Source organism: Bartonella capreoli (assembly GCF_902813205.1).
Lineage (GTDB): Bacteria > Pseudomonadota > Alphaproteobacteria > Rhizobiales > Rhizobiaceae > Bartonella > Bartonella schoenbuchensis.
Genome location: NZ_CADDZX010000366.1, coordinates 1 through 392, shown reverse-complemented (window position 1 = coordinate 392; position 392 = coordinate 1). Strand labels below are relative to the sequence as shown.

General features: G+C 43.9%; 1 pseudogene. It reads right to left on the bottom strand.

From position 1 onward, the window contains the following. Positions 1–372: pseudogene (locus tag J7R05_RS08825) on the bottom strand (M23 family peptidase); the annotation flags it as partial. Positions 373–392: the final 20 nt, after the last annotated feature.

The following is a 392-nucleotide window of genomic DNA, read 5'->3' as shown; positions in this document are numbered from 1 at the left end:
GCGAAACCACTCAAATTTCTGTGTTTCAATGATTTGTGCATCGCCTTTGTGGTGGAGAATTGATAGCGCAAATTGACGCTGACTATCAAAGCGTTGACGCACGCGTGTTGGGGCAATACGGTCTCTTTTGTTGCTAGCAAAAGCGGGGATGTCTGCATCTACATTGGACCATTGTAAAGGGGTGATAAGTTGCTGCTGCCCCTCTAAAGCCGTGAAAAGGGCAATGGCCATAAGAATATAAGATGCCAATCCGGTTAGAATAGTTCCTATAAGCCAACGCAAAGAAACTTGTCTGAGACCAGGGTTTAAGCGTTTGACGACAAGAGCATGTTGTTGCCCAGGATCTTTTTTTTGTTATTGGTTATCCCACATATGGTTTCATCGTATTCTTT